This is a genomic window from Streptomyces sp. NPDC017202, assembly GCF_044331705.1.
In the GTDB taxonomy this organism is placed as follows: domain Bacteria; phylum Actinomycetota; class Actinomycetes; order Streptomycetales; family Streptomycetaceae; genus Streptomyces.
The window spans coordinates 145132-162817 of the sequence record NZ_JBIRNP010000015.1 but is presented as its reverse complement, the minus strand read 5'-3'; the positions used below and the strand labels follow the sequence as shown (position 1 = coordinate 162817).

Here is a 17686-nt window from a genome sequence, read left to right as displayed (position 1 = left end):
AGACCGTTTCCCGGCCCGATTTCCTCGGTGCTTTCCAGGCCCCCGCTTATGTTTCGCGGTTTCCTTTCCGGCGGTTCCGACTTTATCAGAAGTTCTGAGTCGGTTTTCCCGGCCCCTCCCGGTAGCCGATCCGACGCGCAAGGCGTTGGGGCTTCCCGTTCAGGCGGAGCCGTAAACGTACTGGAGCGGGGCGCCCCGATGCAAATCGAGGTGCCCCGCCCCAGGTTGACGCCTGTGAGCAGTCGTCAGCCCATCAGACCTCCACGACGACCGGGAGGATCATCGGCCTGCGCCGGTAGGTGTCGGAGACCCACTTGCCCAGGGTGCGGCGGATGAGTTGCTGCAACTGGTGGGGCTCGACGACCCCGTCCTGGGCCGAACGTTCCAGGACCTCGTTGATCTTCGGCACGACGGCTCCGAAGGCGGAGTCGTCGATACCGGACCCGCGGGCCTGGATGTGCGGACCGGCGGTGATCTTGCCGGTCGAGGAGTCCACGACCAGGAAGACCGAGATGATGCCCTCGTCTCCCAGGATCTTCCGGTCCTTCAGCGCCGGCTCGCGCACGTCGCCGACCGAGAGGCCGTCGACGTACACGTAACCCGCCTGGACCTTGCCGGAGATCCTGGCCTTGCCCTGGACGAGGTCGACGACGATGCCGTCCTCGGCGATGACGATGCGGTCGTGCGGGACGCCGGTGAGGGCGCCCAGTTCGGCGTTGGCTCGCAGGTGGCGCCATTCGCCGTGGACCGGCATCAGATTCTTCGGCCGGCAGATGTTGTAGAAGTACAACAGCTCGCCCGCGGACGCGTGGCCCGAGACGTGCACCTTGGCGTTGCCCTTGTGGACGACGTTGGCGCCCCAGCGGGTCAGGCCGTTGATCACGCGGTAGACCGCGTTCTCGTTGCCGGGGATGAGCGACGACGCCAGGATCACGGTGTCGCCGTCGACGATGCGGATCTGGTGGTCACGGTTGGCCATCCGGGACAGGGCGGCCATCGGTTCGCCCTGGGAGCCCGTGCAGACCAGGACCACCTCGTGGTCCGGGAGGTCGTCCAGGGTGCGGACGTCCACCACCAGGCCCGGCGGGACCTTCAGGTATCCCAGATCGCGGGCGATGCCCATGTTGCGGACCATCGAGCGACCGACGAAGGCGACCCTGCGGCCGTACTCGTGGGCCGCGTCCAGGATCTGCTGGATGCGGTGGACGTGGCTGGCGAAGCTCGCCACGATGATCCGCTTACGGGCGTTCGCGAAGACCGTGCGCAGGACGTTGGAGATGTCGCGCTCGGGCGGGACGAATCCCGGGACCTCCGCGTTCGTCGAGTCGGAGAGGAGGAGGTCGATGCCTTCCTCGCTGAGCCGGGCGAACGCGTGGAGGTCCGTGAGGCGGTTGTCCAGCGGGAGCTGGTCCATCTTGAAGTCGCCCGTGTGGACCGCCATGCCGGCCGGGGTGCGGATGGCGACCGCGAGAGCGTCCGGGATGGAGTGGTTGACCGCGACGAACTCGCAGTCGAACGGGCCGATGCGCTCGCGGTTCCCCTCCGCCACCTCGAGGGTGTACGGGCGGATGCGGTGCTCCTGGAGCTTCGCCTCGATCAGGGCGAGGGTCAGCTTGGAGCCGATCAGCGGGATGTCCGGCTTCTCCCGGAGGAGGTAGGGGACGCCGCCGATGTGGTCCTCGTGGCCATGGGTGAGGACGATGCCCTCGATGTCGTCGAGACGGTCCCGGACGGACGTGAAGTCCGGCAGGATCAGGTCGATTCCCGGCTGCTCCTCCTCGGGGAAGAGCACTCCGCAGTCGACGATCAGCAGGCGACCGCCGTACTCGAAGACCGTCATGTTGCGGCCGATCTCGCCGAGGCCGCCGAGCGGGGTGACCCGCAGGCCTCCTTCGGGGAGCGGCGGGGGCGGGCCCAGTTCGGGGTGCGGATGACTCAAAAGACTCTCCTCAAACACGCGCGCCACGTACCGGTCGGGCACGTGGCGCGCGTGACGTTCGTGCAGAAGCAGTTGTCGATGTGCGCAGGCACCGGTGGCCTGCCGTATTCAGTTGTGAAGTCTGGTGTCAGAGCTGTACCCCGCCGGCGGCAAGATCGATCTTGAGCTGGGCGGTCTCTTCCGTGCTGAGTTCCACCATGGGCGGCCGCAGCGGGCCCGCGGGCAGGCCCTGGAGGGTGAGCGCGGCCTTCGTGGTCATGACGCCCTGGGTGCGGAACATGCCCGTGTAGACCGGGAGCAGCTTCTGGTGGATCTCCGTGGCCTTCTGGACGTCACCCGAGGTGAACGCGTCCACGAGGGCGCGCAGGTCCGGGGTGACGACGTGACCGACGACGGAGACGAAGCCGACCGCGCCCACGGAGAGCAGCGGCAGGTTCAGCATGTCGTCGCCGGAGTACCAGGCCAGGCGCGAGCGGGCGATGGCCCAGCTCGCGCGGCCGAGGTCGCCCTTGGCGTCCTTGTTGGCGACGATCCTCGGGTGCTCGGCCAGGCGGACCAGCGTCTCGGTGCTGATCGGGACGCCGCTGCGGCCGGGAATGTCGTAGAGCATGACCGGCAGCTCGGTGGCGTCGGCGACGGCCGTGAAGTGCCGGCGGAGGCCCTCCTGCGGGGGCTTGTTGTAGTACGGCGTCACGACGAGCAGGCCGTGTGCGCCGGTCCGCTGCGCCGCGCGCGCCAGCTCGATGCTGTGGTGGGTGTCGTTGGTGCCGACTCCGGCCACGACGTGGGCCCGGTCTCCGACGGCCTCCAGGACGGCTCGTACCAGGTCCGATTTCTCCGCGTCGCTGGTGGTGGGCGACTCACCGGTGGTGCCGTTGACGATCAGGCCGTCGTTGCCTGCGTCCACCAGGTGGGTGGCGAGCCGCTGTGCGCCGTCGAGGTCGAGTGCGCCGTCCGCCGTGAAGGGCGTGACCATGGCGGTGAGGACCCGCCCGAAGGGGGTCTGCGGAGTGGAGGTCGGAGCCATGGGGAACACGCTACTCGTTGCTCGGGGCGGGGTCTGCCCTCGGGGCGGACGACAAGTGGTGACAAATGCGGAGCCCGGCACTGCCTGCTCGGGGGTTCAAGCAGTGCCGGGTCCGTTTGATCAGGCTAGATGAACTTCTCTAAATGCCGCAATACGGACACTTCGCACGGATGATCCGTACATACGTCTCCGTCACGGGCCGGCTTACGGGGCGACCCTGCCGTTGGCGTTGAAGGCCGCGTAGGTGAGGGGCATGAGCTTCGCCCACTCGGACTCCATCTTCTCGCCGACCATCTCGATCTCCCGCTGCGGGAAGGACGGGACCTTGGCCAGTTCGTGCTGGGTGCGCAGGCCGAGGAAGTGCATCAGGGAGCGGGCGTTGCAGGTGGCGTACATCGAGGAGAACAGGCCGACCGGGAGGACCGCGCGGGCGACCTCGCGGGCGACGCCCGCGGCGAGCATCTCCTGGTAGGCGGAGTAGGCCTGGCGGTAGGAGTCCTCCATCGTGCGGTTGACCAGTTCCTGCTGGTCCTCGCTGCCCTCCACGAAGACGTACTTGCCGGGGCGGCCCTGCTGCACGAGCTTGCGGGAGGCGTCCGGGACGTAGAACACCGGCTGGAGCTCCCGGTAGCGGCCGGACTCCTCGTTGTACGACCAGCCGGCGCGGTGCCGCATGAACTCGCGGAAGACGAAGATCGGGGCGCTGATGAAGAAGGTCATCGAGTTGTGCTCGAAGGGGCTGCCGTGGCGGTCCCGCATCAGGTAATTGATGAGCCCCTTGGAGCGCTCGGGGTCCTTCTTCAGCTCGTCCAGGGACTGCTCGCCGGCGGTGGAGACGCGGGCGGCGAACAGCACGTCCGCGTCGGACGCGGTGTGCTTGACCAGTTCGACGGTGACGTCGCTCCGAAAGTCGATCTTGAACTCGTCGTCGGGGGTGGGGGTCACGGTTCGGGGGTCCTTCCATCGCGTCTGCCGAGCGGCGCCAACTTTACGACGGCCGTCGAGCCGGGAGTTCACGGGCGCCGCGGGCTTCGCCAGGACGTCTGCTGATATGGGGCACGTTTTCGGGCACTCGCTCGTCTGTACCGGTGACGGCCGTCATCGGTGGCGGCCGCACCGATGACGGCTGCACCGATGACGTCCGTCGGTCGCCGAGTCCACTCGTGATCTCCCAGGAGGACGTACCCGCCATGTTCCGCCGGCGCGAGCCCGTACCCTTCGCCTTCCTCGCCGAGGCCGACAGGTTCCGTAGCAATGTCACTCCCCCACCGCCGGAGCGGTCCTCCTTCGGGCAGCTGGCCGGGCGCTGGCTGCTGGGGCTCACCATCGTGGCCGCCCTGGTGGGCTCGCTGGTCATCGGGATGCCGGCGCTGTCCGCGGACCACTCCGTCCCCGACCAGCAGTCACAGGCCTCCCGGGGGCGCTGACCCCATCCGGACCCCCGAAGGTGGTGAGCGGGGACACAGGCGGATAGCCTCACCGGCACAGCCCACGTATGGACGAGTGAGGACCAGCCGTGCCCCTGCCCTTCCTGACGGCCGACCGCGCATTCGAGGCGGCGGACGAGGCCGCGCTGCCCTTCGACGACCGCGAGCACTGGCGGCGGCCCTACCGGCCCGGCCCGTGGCGGGTCGCGGCGGCCGCGCTGTGCCTGCTGCTCGCGTCGTACGTGCTGTTCGCGGCGGTGATCATCGCGTTGACCGGCTCGGTGTCCGAGGCCGGGATCGTCTTCGGCGTGTCGCTGCTGGTGATCGGCGGCGCGCTGCGGCTGCTGCGGATGGGGGTGTGGGTGAGTGCGCGCGGGGTGCGCCAGGTGGGCTTCCTCGTCACGCGGACGGTGACCTGGAACCGCGTCGTGGCCGTGCGGACCGTGCAGCAGCCCGTGCGCTGGATGGGGCTGCCGCGCACCGTGCAGGGCCAGGCGCTGACCCTCGTGCGGCGGGACCGGGCCGCGGAGGGCGCGGTGCCGCTGCTCACCTCTCACGGGGCCGACTTTCTGGCGCGGCCGGAGGCGTTCGACCGGGCCGCGGACTCCGTGGAGGCGTGGGCCGACGAGTACCGACGGCCCTGAGGACGCTCCCGAGAGGGCACACCTGATGCGGCCCGGTCCGGATGTACGGACCGGGCCTTCTCGTGCACGGCCTCAGGACGACTGCGGGGACTCAGGACGCCCGCGCGGCCTCAGGAGGAGTGGCGCGGACTCAGGGGGAGGCCGGGCGCCGTGTGGTGCCGTGCAGGCTGATGGCGCGCTGCATGGCCTTGCGGGCGCGCGGGGTGTCCCGGGCGTCGTGGTAGGCGACGGCGAGGCGGAACCAGGTGCGCCAGTCGTCGGGAGCCGCTTCCGTCTCGGCCTTGCGCCGGGCGAACACCGCGTCGGCCGAGTCGCGGTCGACGCGGCCGCTGGGGGTGCGCTTCAGCTCGTCGACGGGCAGGCCGCCCTCGGCGTCGAGTTCGGCGGCGAGCTGGTTGGCCCGGCGGACGAACTGGGTGTTCTTCCACAGGAACCAGACGCCGATGACCGGCAGGATCAGCACCGCCACGCCGAAGGTGACGGTGAGGAGCGTGCCGGACCGGATGAGCATGACGCCACGGCTGCCGGCCAGGACGAAGTAGAAGACCAGGACGGCGGCCGTGAGGGCGTAGGAGAGCTTCGCGCGCATGGTGGTCAGGGGCTCAGTTCAGGTCCAGGAAGTGTTCCAGGCCGAAGGTCAGGCCCGGAGTCGTCACCACGCGGCGGGCGCCCAGCAGGATGCCCGGCATGAAGCTGCTGTGGTGCAGGGAGTCGTGGCGGATGGTCAGGGTCTCGCCCTCGCCGCCCAGCAGGACCTCCTGGTGGGCCAGCAGGCCGCGCAGGCGGACGGCGTGGACGGGGACGCCGTCGACGTCCGCGCCGCGGGCCCCGTCCAGGGCCGTCGCCGTGGCGTCCGGGGCGGGGGCGCAGCCGGCGGCGCGGCGGGCCTCGGCGATGAGCTGGGCGGTGCGCGTGGCGGTGCCGGAGGGGGCGTCCACCTTGTTCGGGTGGTGCAGCTCGACGACCTCGACCGACTCGAACCACGGTGCCGCGATCTGCGCGAACTTCATGGTCAGTACGGCCCCGATGGAGAAGTTAGGCGCGATGAGCACGCCCGTCTCCGGGGACCGCTCCAGCCAGCCGGTCAGCCGCGCGAGGCGTTCCTCGGTCCAGCCGGTGGTGCCGACGACGGCGTGGATGCCGTGCCGTACGCAGTAGTCGAGGTTGTCCATGACCGAGGCCGGGGTGGTCAGTTCCACCGCGACCTGGGCGCCGGTGCCGGCCAGCGTCTCCAGGTCGTCGCCCCGGCCGAGGGCGGCCACCAGCTCCATGTCCTCGGCGGCCTCGACCGCCCGGACCGCTTCGGCGCCGATGCGGCCCTTGGCGCCGAGGACCGCCACGCGCAGCTTGCTCATCTGTTGCTTCCTTACGGGAGGGGTTGGATCTTGTCCGGCGGATCGTGCCGGAGACGCGGGGCCCGGCACGCCCGGCTGCAGGCCGCCGCTGCTTCTCTCCGGCCTGATCCGCCGAACAGACCCTAGGCGACGACCTCGTGCAGTCGGGACGCCTGCTTGTCCTTGAGCGGGCCGATGACCGACAGCGACGGGCGCTGTCCCAGGATGTCGCGGGCCACCTCGCGGACCTCGTCCGGGGTCACGGCCTCGATCCGGGTCAGCATGTCGTCGACGGACATCTGCTCGCCCCAGCACAGCTCGCTCTTGCCGATGCGGTTCATGAGGGCGCCGGTGTCCTCCAGGCCGAGGACCGTGGAGCCGCGCAGCTGGCCGATGGCGCGGCCGATCTCCTCGTCGGAGAGGCCGTGTTCGGCGACGGTGTCGAGTTCGTCGCGGCAGATCTTCAGCACGTCGTGCACCTGGCTGGGTCGGCAGCCGGCGTACACGCCGAACAGTCCGCAGTCGGCGAAGCCGGAGGTGTAGGAGTAGACGCTGTAGGCCAGGCCGCGCTTCTCGCGGACCTCCTGGAACAGCCGGGAGGACATGCCGCCGCCGAGAGCGGTGTTCAGCACGCCGAGGGCCCAGCGGCGCTCGTCGGTGCGGGGCAGGCCGGGCATGCCGAGGACGACGTGCGCCTGTTCGGTCTTGCGGCCGAGGAGTTCGACGCGGCCCGCGGTGCGGATGGTGCGCCGGCCGGCGCGCGGGGCGATGGGGGCGGCGTCGGTCTCCCCGAGCGCGCCGGCCTTCTCGAAGGCGGCGCGGACCTGCCGTACGACCTTGTTGTGGTCGATGTTGCCCGCGGCGGCGACCACCAGGTGGGTGGGGTCGTAGTGCTTCTTGTAGAAGCGGCGGATGCGGTCCGCGGTGAGGGCGTTGACGGTGTCGACCGTGCCGAGGACGGGGCGGCCGAGGGCGTTGTCGCCGAACATCGTGTGCGCGAACAGGTCGTGCACGCAGTCGCCCGGGTCGTCCTCCGTCATCGCGATCTCCTCGAGGATCGCGCCGCGCTCGACGTTGACGTCCTCCTCCCGGATCAGGGAGCCGGTCAGCATGTCGCTGACGACGTCGATGGCGAGCGGCAGGTCGGCGTCGAGCACGCGCGCGTAGTAGCACGTGTACTCCTTCGCCGTGAAGGCGTTCATCTCGCCGCCGACCGCGTCGAGGGCGGAGGAGATCTCCAGCGCGGACCTGCGCCGGGTGCCCTTGAAGAGCAGGTGCTCGAGGTAGTGGGTGGCGCCGTTCAGCGCCGGGGTCTCGTCGCGGGAGCCGACGTGTGCCCAGATGCCGAAGGTCGCGGAGCGGACCGAGGGGAGGGTCTCGGTGACGATGCGCAGACCGCCCGGGAGGGTGGTCTTGCGGACCGTGCCGATGCCGTTCTCGCCCTTGATGAGGGTTTGGGTACGGGCGACGGCCCGCGCCTCCGAAGAGGGGCGGGCCGTCACCTTGGAGCTACGGGACGTCACTGCTCGGCGTCGTCCTTCTTGTCGTCGTCGGACGATTCGCCCTCGATCACGGGGATGAGGGAGAGCTTGCCGCGGGAGTCGATCTCGGCAATCTCGACCTGGACCTTGGCGCCCACGCCGAGGACGTCCTCGACGTTCTCCACGCGCTTGCCGCCGGCGAGCTTGCGGATCTGCGAGATGTGCAGCAGACCGTCCTTGCCCGGCATCAGCGACACGAACGCGCCGAAGGTGGTCGTCTTCACGACCGTGCCCAGGTAGCGCTCGCCGACCTCGGGCATCGTCGGGTTGGCGATGCTGTTGATCGTGGCGCGGGCGGCCTCGGCGGACGGGCCGTCGACGGCGCCGATGTAGATGGTGCCGTCGTCCTCGATCGTGATGTCGGCGCCGGTGTCCTCCTGGATCTGGTTGATCATCTTGCCCTTGGGGCCGATGACCTCGCCGATCTTGTCCACGGGGATCTTGACGGTGATGATCCGCGGGGCGTTGGGGGACATCTCGTCCGGCGTGTCGATCGCTTCCATCATCACGTCGAGGATGTGGAGGCGGGCGTCACGGGCCTGCTTGAGGGCGGCGGCCAGGACGGAGGCGGGGATGCCGTCCAGCTTGGTGTCGAGCTGGAGGGCGGTGACGAACTCCTTGGTGCCGGCGACCTTGAAGTCCATGTCGCCGAAGGCGTCCTCCGCACCGAGGATGTCGGTGAGGGCGACGTAGTGCGTCTCGCCGTTGATCTCCTGGGAGATCAGGCCCATGGCGATGCCGGCGACGGGGGCCTTCAGCGGCACACCGGCGTTCAGCAGCGACATGGTGGAGGCGCAGACGGAGCCCATGGACGTCGAGCCGTTGGAGCCGAGGGCCTCGGACACCTGGCGGATCGCGTAGGGGAACTCCTCGCGCGTCGGCAGCACCGGCACGATGGCGCGCTCGGCGAGGGCGCCGTGGCCGATCTCGCGGCGCTTCGGGGAGCCGACGCGGCCGGTCTCGCCGACGGAGTACGGCGGGAAGTTGTAGTTGTGCATGTAGCGCTTGCGGGTCACCGGGGAGAGGGTGTCCAGCTGCTGCTCCATGCGGAGCATGTTGAGGGTGGTGACGCCCAGGATCTGGGTCTCGCCACGCTCGAACAGCGCGGAGCCGTGCACGCGCGGGATGGCCTCGACCTCGGCGGCGAGCGTACGGATGTCCGTGACGCCGCGGCCGTCGATGCGCTTCTTCTCCTTGATCACGCGCTCGCGGACCAGCTGCTTGGTGAGCGAGCGGTACGCGGCGGAGATCTCCTTCTCGCGCCCCTCGAACTCCGGCAGGAGCTTCTCGGCGGCGAGCGCCTTGACGCGGTCCAGCTCGGCCTCGCGCTCCTGCTTGCCCGCGATGGTCAGCGCGGCGGAGAGCTCCGGGCGGACGGCGGCGGACAGCGCCTCCAGGACGTCGTCCTGGTGGTCGAGGAAGATCGGGAACTCGCCGGTCGGCTTGGCGGCCTTGGCGGCGAGGTCGGCCTGGGCCCTGCAGAGCACCTTGATGAAGGGCTTCGCGGCGTCCAGACCGGCGGCGACGACCTCCTCGGTCGGCGCCTCGGCGCCGTCCTCGACGAGCTTGATGGTCTTCTCGGTGGCCTCGGCCTCGACCATCATGATCGCGACGTCGCCGTCCTCCAGGACGCGACCGGCGACGACCATGTCGAAGACGGCCTCCTCCAGCTCGGTGTGCGTCGGGAAGGCGACCCACTGGCCGCGGATCAGCGCGACGCGGACGCCGCCGATCGGGCCGGAGAAGGGCAGGCCGGCCAGCTGCGTGGACGCGGACGCGGCGTTGATCGCCACGACGTCGTACAGGTGGTCGGGGTTGAGGGCCATGATCGTGGCGACGACCTGGATCTCGTTGCGCAGGCCCTTCTTGAAGGACGGGCGCAGCGGGCGGTCGATCAGGCGGCAGGTGAGGACGGCGTCCTCGGAGGGGCGGCCCTCACGGCGGAAGAAGCTGCCGGGGATCTTGCCGGCGGCGTACATCCGCTCCTCGACGTCCACCGTGAGGGGGAAGAAGTCGAGCTGGTCCTTGGGGTTCTTGGAAGCGGTGGTGGCCGACAGCACCATGGTGTCGTCGTCCAGGTAGGCCACGGCCGAGCCGGCGGCCTGGCGGGCCAGGCGGCCCGTCTCGAATCGGATGGTGCGGGTGCCGAAAGTGCCGTTGTCGATGACGGCTTCGGCGTAGTGGGTCTCGTTCTCCACTAGCGTTTTCTCCTCGTCTTCGTCCCCTGGGCTGCCCGTGTGGCAGGGGGACGGTGGCGGAGAGGCGCTCCGTACGGTGCGGGCCGGTCTTCGATCGAAGCACCCGGGGCTCTCTTCCCCCCGGGGGCCACTACCGAGGACCGGCGGCGGCTACGTGCGCCTCTCCTCGTCTGTTCGTCTGTCTCGTGCCTCTTGCGTTCTGCTACCACACTACAAAGCGTGGGTGACACTCCGCACGTTTGCGTACGTACGGCAAAGGGAGCGGTCCCCGATGACGACGGGAACCGCTCCCTTCACGGCGTCTTACTTGGCGCCGGCCGCACCGCGGCGGATGCCGAGGCGGTCGACCAGGGCGCGGAAGCGCTGGATGTCCTTCTTGGCCAGGTACTGCAGCAGCCGGCGGCGCTGACCGACCAGGATGAGCAGACCACGGCGGGAGTGGTGGTCGTGCTTGTGGGTCTTGAGGTGCTCGGTCAGGTCGGAGATCCGACGGGAGAGCATGGCGACCTGGACCTCGGGGGAGCCGGTGTCGCCCTCCTTCTGGCCGAACTCGGCGATGATCTGCTTCTTCGTAGCGGCGTCGAGCGACACGCGTACTCCTCGTAGTCCGTGGTGGGCCACCGAGTGCCCCCGGTCTGTGTCTCGGGGGAGCTTCCGTTACTCGGGAGGCGGGGATCCGATGGGCGCGGCCTCCAGGACCATCAGGGACCGTCGAGGTCTGCTGAGGGCGATCCGGGGGTGCGTACACAAACGGCCGTCCATCAGGGTACCAGGAGGTGGCGGGCGCCTTCGCCGCGGTCCGCGAACCCCTGAGAAGGCCCGGGGACGGCCACTAGGGTGGCGCCCGGATCGTTCTTTCAGGGAAGCGTTGTTCGTCCGTACGTCGGGAAGTCGGGAAGGGGTCGCTGCGACATGGCGGAGACGGCAGAGGAGACCAAGGCGCGCAAGGAGCGGGAGAGGGACGAGCTGTACGCCCTCGACATCTCCGGCGTCGAGTGGCACAGCGCGCCCGGCACGGAGGAGCACGAGGAGCGGGTGGAGATCGCCCACCTCCCCGCCGGCGCGGTGGCCATGCGGTCGTCGCTCGACCCCGGCACCGTGCTGCGCTACACGGAGGCGGAGTGGCGGGCCTTCGTCCTGGGCGCGCGGGACGGCGAGTTCGACCTGGAGCCGGCGCCGCACAACGGCGGGCCGGCGGAACGGTAGGCGGCGCGCGGCCGCGCCGTCACCTTCCCGCCGCCGCGCTCCGCAGGCCGCGGACCGGGCAGGTCCGCTTCGGCCGGCCGGCGGCGGGGCCCTCGGCCTTCCTTCCTTACGCCGAAGACGGGGCGGCTGTTCCGGACGACGACGTCGTCGTGGTCGGTCGTCGTCATCGTCATCGTCATCGTCATCGGCTCGGCCTCGACCGGCAGGTCGAGGCGGCGGTACGGCGTCCCGTCGCCGGTCTCCGGGGCCGGGGCGACCCGTGCGTCGGGGGTGACGTGGTCGTCGCCCGCACGTGCGGCGAGCAGCCGGCCGCCCTCGCCGGGCCTTGCCCGTGACGGTCCGATCGCTGTCACGGGCTGATCGCTGTCACGGGCTGACGGCTGTGACGTCCTCCGCCGCCCCGCCGGGGGCGGCGACCGGTCGGCTGCCGGCCGGTCAGCTCGTCATCGCCCGGGCGGCCGCGTAGACGTCGAAGACGGCCAGCGCCAGGGGCACCAGGGTCAGCAGGACGAAGCCTTCGGCGATCTCCGTGAACCGTCCCCAGAACGGCGTGAGACCGCCGCGCGAGCCGATCAGGCCGACCGTGGTGACGAGCGCGGACGCCGCCGCGATCGCGGCGACCAGCCAGATGGTCCGCACGTCCAGGTCGGCGCGGTCGCCCATGAGGGCGTCGCGGAACACCGACACGGGCGGGTTGAGCGCCAGTCCGAGGCCGAGCAGCACGAGGGAGGCGAGGCCGGCGGCGAGGACGGGGGCGACCTGCGCGGTGTAGCGGAAGAGGTGGGCGCGCATCAGCAGGGCGATGCCCACGGCCAGGGCGAGCAGCTGGGCCCAGAGGCCGTCGGAGAAGCCGAGGACCGAGCAGGCGCCGACCGCGATCAGGGCGCAGCCGCCGACGAGTCCGACGAGCAGTTCGTGACCGCGGCGGGCCTGGGCGGTGATCCGCTCGACGTCGACCGGCTCCTGGGGGGCGGGATCGGCGCCGTACGCGCTGCGCCGGGTGGTGTCGGGGGTGTCGAAGCCGATCGGCAGCCGGGCGAAGCGCATGGAGAGGCCGGGCAGGAAGGCGAGGGCGCCGACGGCGACGGGCGCGCACAGGGCGGCGGTCTCGGACGGCGTCCAGTGCGCGAGGATCGCCGCGAACACCGCCGCGAGGCCGGCGCCGGACGCCACGACGAAGGCGACGAACGGGCCGTCCCCGCCCGGTGAGCACAGGGTGAGGAGCACCGCGGCCAGCAGGACCGCCGCGCAGGCCAGGAGGAACTGGAGCTTGCCGATGCCCTGGCCGTCGGCGAGCGGGAGGAGACCCGAGCCGGCCACGCCGACGTTGGGCAGCGCGCCGAGTCCGAGGGCGACGGCCGAGGGCCGGTCGTCGTAGACGCGGGCGCGGACGCAGGCGAGGGCGACCAGCAGGACGCCGACGACCGCGGCGAGGATGCCGGGCAGGGAGTGCATGTCGTGGCGCGGGTCGCCCGTCCAGGCCACGAAGGCGAGCAGGACCGGCAGGACGCCTCCGCCGACCAGACCCGCGGCCCGGGTCAGGTCGCCGCCCCACAGGGCGTGCTCGCGGGTCACGGCCGCGGCGACCGCCTCGGAGACGTCGTCGAAGACGGCGGGCGGCAGCGACTCCGAGAAGGGGCGCAGCGTGAGGAGTTCGCCGTCGAGGATGTGCTGCGCGGCGAACGAGCGGGAGCCGTCGAGGACGGTGCCGTCCCGGCGTACGAGGTGGTAGCCGACGGGGGCGCCCTCGGCGGGGCTCTGCCGGGAGAGCCGGAGGATCTCCGGGTAGAGGTCGACGACCGGGATGTCGTCGGGCAGCGCCACGTCGATCCGGCTGTCGGGCGCGACGATCGTGACCCGGCAGAAGCCGAGGCCCGTCCCGGAGGCGGCGCCCGATCCCTGCCCTCCTCCAGTGGCTGCCGCGGAGGCCGTGATGCTCACCTGCTGCTCCCCCTCAGTGATGGTTCCGCCTGGGTGACGGTTCCGCGTCGGTGGCGGTTCCGCGTCGGCGGTGTGAAGATTTCCGGACCGTGCCGTGCCGCGTGGGACCGGTGGGTCCGACCGGGCGGCGAAGCGGACGCCGTCGGGCGGCCGGAGAGCGCCGAACCGTTCCCGTTCTCACGGAATGTCCCGGCTCACCCGGACCGACTCGCATGTGCTCACGCGAACATCCGGCACCCTACCGCCCCCTCGTCGCACGAGAAGTCAGTAGGATCACGCGGCGGCCTGCGTCCGCCTGACACGGGGTGGCGGACGGTACTTACCCGGGGCCGGCAAGGGAATTGGTGAGCAGTGAGCCACATCGTCGTGAAGCGCCCTCCCCGGGCACTGCCGTCCGAGGTGCCCACGGGCGAGATCGCCGTGCAGCCCCCGCCCGAGCTGCCGCGGGGGCACCAGGAGAGCGTGCTGATGCAGCTGCTGCCCACGCTGGGCATGGGCGGTTCGGTCGTCTTCTTCTTCACGAGCGGCCAGCCGTTCATGCGCATCATGGGCATGGTGATGATCGCCTCGACGGTGGCGATGTCGATCGCGATGGTGGTCCGCTTCCGCCGCGGCACGCAGGGGCAGTTGGCGGACCTGCGCCGCGACTACCTGAGCTACCTGGCGCAGACCCGGCTGACGACGATCGCCACCGCGAAGGCGCAGCGCGACGCCCAGTACTACCTGCACCCCTCCCCCGAGCAGCTGTGGGCCCTGGTCGCCGAGGGCAGCCGGGTGTGGGAACGACGGCCCGGCGACGAGGACTTCGCCCAGGTCCGCGTCGGTCTCGGCGCCCAGTCGCTGGCCACCCCGCTCGTCAGTCCCGAGACCGGCCCCGTGGAGCAGCTGGAGCCGCTGACCGCGGGCGCGTTCCAGCGCTTCCTCGCCGTCCACGGCACCCTGGACGCCCTGCCGATGGCGGTGTCGCTGCGCGCCTTCTACCACGTCACGGTCAGCGGCGATCCGCAGTCGGTGCGGTCCTCCGCCCGCGCCATGGCCGGTTCGCTGGCCGCGTTGCACTCGCCCGAGGACCTCGTCCTCGTGGTCGCGGCGGGCCGGGACGAACTCGCGCACTGGGAGTGGGCCAAGTGGCTGCCGCACGTGCAGGCGCCGGGCACGGTGGACGGCGCGGGCAGCCGCAGGCTGATCGGCGGTGACACGCGCGAACTGGAGAACCTGATCGCCTCCCGGCTCAGCGGCCGGCCGCGGTTCCACCCGGACGCGGCCCCGCTGCCGGAGGAGCCGCACATCGTCGTCGTCCTCGACGGCGTCTCGCTGCCGCCCGACTCGTTCCTGGCCAACCCCGAGGGGCTCCAGGGCGTGACCGTTCTCGAGGTCGTGCCCGGTGAACCGACCGGGCCCGGCGGCGAGTTGTCCATCGTGGTGGAACCCGGGGTGCTGCACCTGGAGTCGGCGCACGGGACCGTCTACGAGGGAACGCCCGACGCCCTGTCGTACGAGTCCGCCGAGGTGCTCGCCCGGCAGTTGGCGCCGCTGCGGATGGCCTCCGGCGGCGACGACGACGAACCGCTGCTGGCCAACCTGGAGTTCACCGACCTGCTGAACCTCGGTGACGCGGCGTCCGTGGACCCCAAGCGCACCTGGCGGCCGCGTTCGCTGGCCGAGCGGCTGCGGGTGCCGATCGGCGTCGGCGAGGACGGGCGTCCGGTGATGCTGGACCTCAAGGAGGCGGCGCAGGAGGGCATGGGCCCGCACGGCCTGTGCGTCGGCGCCACCGGCTCCGGCAAGTCCGAACTGCTGCGCACCCTGGTGCTGGGCCTCGCCGTCACCCACTCCTCGGAGACCCTGAACTTCGTCCTCGCCGACTTCAAGGGCGGCGCGACCTTCGCGGGCATGGCGCAGATGCCGCACGTCGCGGCCGTGATCACCAACCTGGCGGACGACCTGACGCTGGTCGACCGCATGGGCGACTCCATCCGCGGCGAGCTGAACCGCCGCCAGGAGATGCTGCGCGACGCGGGCAACTACGCCAACATCCACGACTACGAGAAGGCGCGCGCGGCCGGCGCCCCGCTCCAGCCGATCCCCTCCCTCGTCCTGGTGATCGACGAGTTCAGCGAACTGCTCACCGCCAAGCCGGACTTCATCGAGATGTTCGTGCAGATCGGCCGCATCGGCCGTTCGCTCGGCGTGCACCTGCTGCTGGCCTCGCAGCGCCTGGAGGAGGGCCGGCTGCGCGGTCTGGAGACGTATCTGTCGTACCGCATCGGCCTGCGCACCTTCTCGGCGGCCGAGTCGAGGGCGGCGCTGGGCGTGCCCGACGCGTACTCGCTGCCCAACGTGCCGGGTTCCGGCTTCCTGAAGTTCGGCACGGACGAGATGCTGCGGTTCAAGGCGGCGTACGTCTCCGGCGTCTACCGTTCCGGCCCGCAGCGGGCGGCGCTGGGCGGCGGTCAGCTGCCGGTGGACCGGCAGCCGGTGCTGTTCACCGCGGCCGAGGTACCGGTGCGGTACGCGCCCGTGCCCCAGCAGCGCCCCTCCGGGGACGGTCCCGAGGTGGACGAGGCCCTCGCCGACACCGTCCTGGACGTCATCGTGCGCCGGCTGGAGGCGCAGGGCCCGGCGGCCCACCAGGTGTGGCTGCCGCCGCTGGACAGCCCGCCCTCGCTCGACGCGCTGCTGCCGGGCCTCACGGCCGTGCCGGGCCGTGGGCTCACCCAGCCCGGCTACGAGGGCGCGGGCCGCCTCGTCGTCCCCGTCGGCCTGGTGGACAAGCCGTTCGAGCAGCGCCGTGACGCCCTCTGGGTGGACTTCTCCGGCGCCGCCGGACACATGCAGATCCTCGGCGGCCCGCAGTCCGGCAAGTCGACGCTGCTGCGCTCGCTGATCTGTTCCTTCGCGCTCACCCACACACCGCACGAGGTCCAGTTCTACGGCCTCGACTTCGGCGGCGGTGGCATGGCCTCGCTGGCCGGACTGCCGCACGTCGGCGGGGTGGCCTCGCGGCTGGACCCGGAGCGGGTGCGGCGCACGGTGGCCGAGGTGTACGGCGTGCTGACCCGCCGTGAGGAGTACTTCCGCTCCGCGGGCATCCCCTCGATCGCCGACTTCCGCAACCGGCGGGCCAGGGGCGAGATCTCGGTCACCGACCAGCCGTGGGGCGACGTCTTCCTCGTCATCGACGGCTGGGGCAACTTCCGCTCCGACTACGAGGCACTCGACCCGGTGATCCACGAGATCGCCGCGCGCGGTCTCGGCTACGGCATCCACCTGGTCCTGACCGCCTCCCGCTCGATGGAGGTCAGGGCCGCCCTCAAGGACCACCTGATGAACCGCCTGGAGCTGCGGCTCGGCGACACGATGGACTCCGAACTGGACCGCAAGGCCGCCGCGAACGTCCCGACGGGCGTTCCCGGCCGGGGTCTGTCCCCGCAGAAGCTGCACTTCATGGCGGCGGTGCCGCGCATCGACGGCCTCGCCTCCGACACCGACCTCGCCGACGCGACCCAGGCGCTGTCCGCCGAGGTCTCCCGCCACTGGGAGGCGCCCGGCGCCCCCGACGTACGACTGCTGCCGCGCGAGTTCCCGGCCGGGCAGCTGCCCGCGGGCGACCGGTTCCCGCGGCGCGGGGTCGCCTTCGCCCTCGACGAGGACAACCTCGAACCGGTGTACCTCGACTTCGAGCAGGACCCCTTCTTCCTCGTCTTCGGCGAGAGCGAGTCGGGCAAGTCGAACCTGCTGCGCCTGCTGATCAAGCAGCTCTCGCAGCGGTACGCGGGCGACGCGTGCAAGTTCTTCGTGGTCGACAACCGGCGCTCTCTGCTGGACGCGACGCCGTCCTCGCACCTGGCCGAGTACATCCCCATGTCCAATGCCATGGACCACCACATGTCCGCGCTGGCCGACCTGATGAAGCGCCGCTCCCCGACGGCGGACGTGACGGCACAGCAGCTCCGGGACCGCAGCTGGTGGCGCGGCCCGACCGTGTTCGTCGTCATCGACGACTACGACCTCGTCGCCACGTCCAGCGGCAACCCGCTGGCGGGGCTGACGGAACTGCTCCCCTTCGCCCGGGACGTCGGCGTCCGCTTCATCGTGGCCCGCTCGACGGCCGGCGCCGGCCGTGCCTCGTACGAGGCGTTCATGCAGCGCATCAAGGAACTCGGCGCCCAGGGCGTGGTGCTGGCCGGCGACCCCGGAGAGGGCGACCTCCTCGGCGGGGTACGGCCGCGTCCGATGCCCGCGGGACGGGGGATCTTCGTGTCCCGGCGGCGGGGGAAGCCGTTGGTTCAGGTGGGGTTGATGGCTGAGGGAGAGTACTGAGGCGCGGGGGACGTACTTGAGAATTGCTCCACCACCACGGCAGCAGTCGAGCCGTACGGCGGGAGATGTGGAAAGTACGGTGAAATTCACGAACTCATTTGACTTG

At 71.0% G+C, this 17686-nt stretch carries 13 protein-coding genes; 4 read left to right on the top strand and 9 right to left on the bottom strand.

Going from position 1 to position 17686, the window contains the following annotated elements:
* Positions 1 to 253: 253 nt before the first annotated feature.
* The 3 genes from ACH4N1_RS25795 to thyX all read right to left on the bottom strand — a co-directional run bounded on the left by ACH4N1_RS25795 (position 254) and on the right by thyX (position 3911).
* Entirely contained in the window at positions 254 to 1939 is a 1686-nt protein-coding gene (locus ACH4N1_RS25795) for a ribonuclease J (protein ID WP_398100490.1), read from the bottom strand.
* Positions 1940 to 2066: 127 nt separating this feature from the next.
* Entirely contained in the window at positions 2067 to 2966 is a 900-nt protein-coding gene (dapA, locus tag ACH4N1_RS25790; protein ID WP_398100488.1) for a 4-hydroxy-tetrahydrodipicolinate synthase, read from the bottom strand.
* Between the two features lie 204 nt (positions 2967 to 3170).
* Complete coding sequence (gene thyX, locus ACH4N1_RS25785; RefSeq protein WP_398100486.1) at positions 3171 to 3911, bottom strand: FAD-dependent thymidylate synthase; 741 nt, start codon at positions 3909 to 3911, stop codon at positions 3171 to 3173.
* Positions 3912 to 4156: 245 nt separating this feature from the next.
* Between thyX and ACH4N1_RS25780 the strand changes: the two genes are divergently transcribed.
* The gene (locus ACH4N1_RS25780) at positions 4157 to 4393 is read left to right on the top strand and encodes a hypothetical protein (protein WP_366061628.1); all 237 of its coding nucleotides are present in this window, start codon (positions 4157 to 4159) and stop codon (positions 4391 to 4393) included.
* An 89-nt stretch (positions 4394 to 4482) separates the two neighbouring features.
* Positions 4483 to 5037, top strand: a complete 555-nt coding sequence (locus ACH4N1_RS25775) for a hypothetical protein (protein WP_398100484.1) — start codon at positions 4483 to 4485, stop codon at positions 5035 to 5037.
* Positions 5038 to 5167: 130 nt separating this feature from the next.
* On the opposite strand, the gene ACH4N1_RS25770 is transcribed toward ACH4N1_RS25775, so the two are convergent.
* The 5 genes from ACH4N1_RS25770 to rpsO form a co-directional block, all read right to left on the bottom strand.
* The gene (locus ACH4N1_RS25770) at positions 5168 to 5626 is read right to left on the bottom strand and encodes a hypothetical protein (RefSeq protein ID WP_398100482.1); all 459 of its coding nucleotides are present in this window, start codon (positions 5624 to 5626) and stop codon (positions 5168 to 5170) included.
* 13 nt (positions 5627 to 5639) lie between these two features.
* Positions 5640 to 6392 (bottom strand): 4-hydroxy-tetrahydrodipicolinate reductase, encoded by a 753-nt coding sequence (dapB, locus tag ACH4N1_RS25765; RefSeq protein WP_398100480.1) that lies wholly within the window; start codon positions 6390 to 6392, stop codon positions 5640 to 5642.
* Between the two features lie 122 nt (positions 6393 to 6514).
* The gene (locus ACH4N1_RS25760; protein WP_398100478.1) at positions 6515 to 7894 is read right to left on the bottom strand and encodes a M16 family metallopeptidase; all 1380 of its coding nucleotides are present in this window, start codon (positions 7892 to 7894) and stop codon (positions 6515 to 6517) included.
* Complete coding sequence (locus tag ACH4N1_RS25755; protein WP_398100476.1) at positions 7891 to 10110, bottom strand: polyribonucleotide nucleotidyltransferase; 2220 nt, start codon at positions 10108 to 10110, stop codon at positions 7891 to 7893. The genes ACH4N1_RS25760 and ACH4N1_RS25755 overlap by 4 nt, the downstream gene beginning before the upstream one ends.
* 303 nt (positions 10111 to 10413) lie before the next feature.
* A complete protein-coding gene (rpsO, locus tag ACH4N1_RS25750; RefSeq protein WP_055632174.1) occupies positions 10414 to 10701 on the bottom strand; it encodes a 30S ribosomal protein S15 in 288 nt (95 codons plus the stop codon).
* Between the two features lie 321 nt (positions 10702 to 11022).
* Between rpsO and ACH4N1_RS25745 the strand changes: the two genes are divergently transcribed.
* A complete protein-coding gene (locus tag ACH4N1_RS25745) occupies positions 11023 to 11316 on the top strand; it encodes a DUF397 domain-containing protein (protein ID WP_398100473.1) in 294 nt (97 codons plus the stop codon).
* A 435-nt stretch (positions 11317 to 11751) separates the two neighbouring features.
* On the opposite strand, the gene eccD is transcribed toward ACH4N1_RS25745, so the two are convergent.
* On the bottom strand, positions 11752 to 13257 hold the full coding sequence (gene eccD, locus ACH4N1_RS25740; protein WP_398100471.1) for a type VII secretion integral membrane protein EccD: 1506 nt from the start codon (positions 13255 to 13257) through the stop codon (positions 11752 to 11754).
* A gap of 351 nt (positions 13258 to 13608) precedes the next feature.
* On the opposite strand from eccD, the gene eccCa reads away from it, so the two are divergent.
* A complete protein-coding gene (gene eccCa / locus ACH4N1_RS25735) occupies positions 13609 to 17580 on the top strand; it encodes a type VII secretion protein EccCa (RefSeq protein ID WP_398100469.1) in 3972 nt (1323 codons plus the stop codon).
* The last annotated feature ends 106 nt before the right edge of the window (positions 17581 to 17686 follow it).

What these genes read in the sequence shown, in the direction of transcription:
- ACH4N1_RS25770 (WP_398100482.1), bottom strand. Translation starts at nt 5,626, where the DNA reads ATGCGCGCGAAGCTCTCCTACGCCCTCACGGCCGCCGTCCTGGTCTTC.
- dapB (WP_398100480.1), bottom strand. Translation starts at nt 6,392, where the DNA reads ATGAGCAAGCTGCGCGTGGCGGTCCTCGGCGCCAAGGGCCGCATCGGC.
- ACH4N1_RS25745 (WP_398100473.1), top strand. Translation starts at nt 11,023, where the DNA reads ATGGCGGAGACGGCAGAGGAGACCAAGGCGCGCAAGGAGCGGGAGAGG.
- dapA (WP_398100488.1), bottom strand. Translation starts at nt 2,966, where the DNA reads ATGGCTCCGACCTCCACTCCGCAGACCCCCTTCGGGCGGGTCCTCACC.
- ACH4N1_RS25780 (WP_366061628.1), top strand. Translation starts at nt 4,157, where the DNA reads ATGTTCCGCCGGCGCGAGCCCGTACCCTTCGCCTTCCTCGCCGAGGCC.